Here is a 2,500-nt window from a genome sequence, read left to right on the forward strand (position 1 = left end):
AATGCGCTTGTAACGGCACTCGAGCCGCACCAAGCGCCCGAACCTAGACAAAACAATAGTTTGAAAGCATAACCTGTATTTAACTCGTCAAAATTACTACAGGTCAACTGATAAGTCGATTAGGCAACTAAAAGACTAATATCGTTGATTATACAAGGAAACCGGAATCATAAAGATTTTCGGGAGCCGCAAGCTTCTCACAAAATGGAGAGTTTGATCCTGGCTCAGGATGAACGCTGGCGGTCTGCTTAACACATGCAAGTCGAACGCAATCCTTAGGGATTGAGTGGCGGACGGGTGAGTAACGCGTGAGAATCTGCCTTCAGGTTGGGGACAACCACTGGAAACGGTGGCTAATACCCAATGTGCCGCAACGTGAAAGATTTATCGCCTGAAGAAGAGCTCGCGTCTGATTAGCTAGTTGGTGAGGTAAGAGCTCACCAAGGCGTCGATCAGTAGCTGGTCTGAGAGGACGATCAGCCACACTGGGACTGAGACACGGCCCAGACTCCTACGGGAGGCAGCAGTGGGGAATTTTCCGCAATGGGCGAAAGCCTGACGGAGCAAGACCGCGTGAGGGAGGAAGGCTCTTGGGTTGTAAACCTCTTTTATCAGGGAAGAAGCTCTGACGGTACCTGATGAATAAGCATCGGCTAACTCCGTGCCAGCAGCCGCGGTAATACGGAGGATGCAAGCGTTATCCGGAATTATTGGGCGTAAAGCGTCCGCAGGTGGCTTTTCAAGTCTGCTGTCAAAGCCCGGAGCTCAACTCCGGCAAGGCGGTGGAAACTGAGAAGCTAGAGTGCAGTAGGGGTAGAGGGAATTCCCGGTGTAGCGGTGAAATGCGTAGAGTTCGGGAAGAACATCGGTGGCGAAAGCGCTCTGCTGGACTGCAACTGACACTCACAGGACGAAAGCTAGGGGAGCGAATGGGATTAGATACCCCAGTAGTCCTAGCTGTAAACGATGGATACTAGGTGTGGCTTGTATCGACCCGAGCCGTGCCGAAGCTAACGCGTTAAGTATCCCGCCTGGGGAGTACGCACGCAAGTGTGAAACTCAAAGGAATTGACGGGGGCCCGCACAAGCGGTGGAGTATGTGGTTTAATTCGATGCAACGCGAAGAACCTTACCAGGGCTTGACATGTCCGGAACCTCAGTGAAAGCTGGGGGTGCCTTCGGGAGCCGGAACACAGGTGGTGCATGGCTGTCGTCAGCTCGTGTCGTGAGATGTTGGGTTAAGTCCCGCAACGAGCGCAACCCTCGTTTTTAGTTGCCAGCATTAAGTTGGGCACTCTAGAGAGACTGCCGGTGACAAACCGGAGGAAGGTGGGGATGACGTCAAGTCAGCATGCCCCTTACGTCCTGGGCTACACACGTACTACAATGCTTCGGACAAAGGGCAGCAAGCCAGCGATGGCAAGCTAATCCCATAAACCGAGGCTCAGTTCAGATTGCAGGCTGCAACTCGCCTGCATGAAGGAGGAATCGCTAGTAATCGCCGGTCAGAATACGGCGGTGAATCCGTTCCCGGGCCTTGTACACACCGCCCGTCACACCATGGGAGCTGGCCACGCCCGAAGTCGTTACCCTAACCTGCAAAGGAAGGGGACGCCGAAGGCAGGGTTGGTGACTGGGGTGAAGTCGTAACAAGGTAGCCGTACCGGAAGGTGTGGCTGGATCACCTCCTTTTTAGGGAGACCAACTGAATGATGAAGGCACAAGATGCCAAGAAACTCCGGAATTGATTCATTGATTCAGAGTTGAGTTGATAAGTCATCATCTCAGACATCCCAAGGTCGTTCGGGAAAAATTCAGGGAAGCTTTCAAACTAAAGTCGGTTCGGAATAAGGGCTATTAGCTCAGGTGGTTAGAGCGCACCCCTGATAAGGGTGAGGTCCCTGGTTCGAGTCCAGGATAGCCCACCTTAACTCCGACTTATAAAGACAACACCAAGCAACTTGATACCAACACTTCAGCATCTGAACGAGAGAGAGTTAACTCGGCAGCCTGCTGGATTGTGTGTCCAGTCAGAACCTTGAAAACTGCATAGCAACCTGTCAGGTAGAGAAGCTATCAGGGCGATAAGCTACTCCTGTTGCAGCCTTTATAGGCTCACAGGGGAGTCAGCTATTGTGCTGAGAGCTACTATCACAAGACATCAACAAACAAATGTGGTCAAGCTACAAAGAGCTAACGGTGGATACCTAGGCACGCAGAGGCGAAGAAGGACGTGGCGACCGACGATACGCTCCGGGGAGCTGGAAGCAAGCAATGAGCCGGAGATTTCCGAATAGGGCAACCTTTTATACGGCTGGTTGAATCCATAGACCAGCACGAGCCAACCCAGCGAACTGAAACATCTTAGTAGCTGGAGGAAAAGAAATCAATAGAGATTCCCGTAGTAGCGGCGAGCGAAGTGGGAAGAGCCTAAACCAGTCACATTATGTGAGTGGGGTTGTGGGACAGCATTATGGGAAATCTGGCAGCTAGATGAAGT

1 tRNA gene and 2 rRNA genes (1 of these 3 cut by a window edge) are annotated in these 2,500 nt (G+C 52.0%); all 3 read left to right on the plus strand.

From position 1 onward, the window contains the following. Nucleotides 1-201 precede the first annotated feature (201 nt). Nucleotides 202-1,692: ribosomal RNA gene (locus IQ257_RS28635) — 16S ribosomal RNA — on the plus strand. A 159-nt stretch (nucleotides 1,693-1,851) separates the two neighbouring features. Beyond that, a tRNA-Ile gene (locus IQ257_RS28640) sits at nucleotides 1,852-1,925 on the plus strand. Between the two features lie 251 nt (nucleotides 1,926-2,176). Beyond that, nucleotides 2,177-2,500: ribosomal RNA gene (locus tag IQ257_RS28645) — 23S ribosomal RNA — on the plus strand; it runs 2,627 nt beyond the window's last position. The 16S and 23S rRNA genes sit together here with 1 tRNA gene alongside, the layout of an rRNA operon.

Source organism: Coleofasciculus sp. LEGE 07092, from assembly GCF_015207375.1.
In the GTDB taxonomy this organism is placed as follows: domain Bacteria; phylum Cyanobacteriota; class Cyanobacteriia; order Cyanobacteriales; family Coleofasciculaceae; genus LEGE-07092.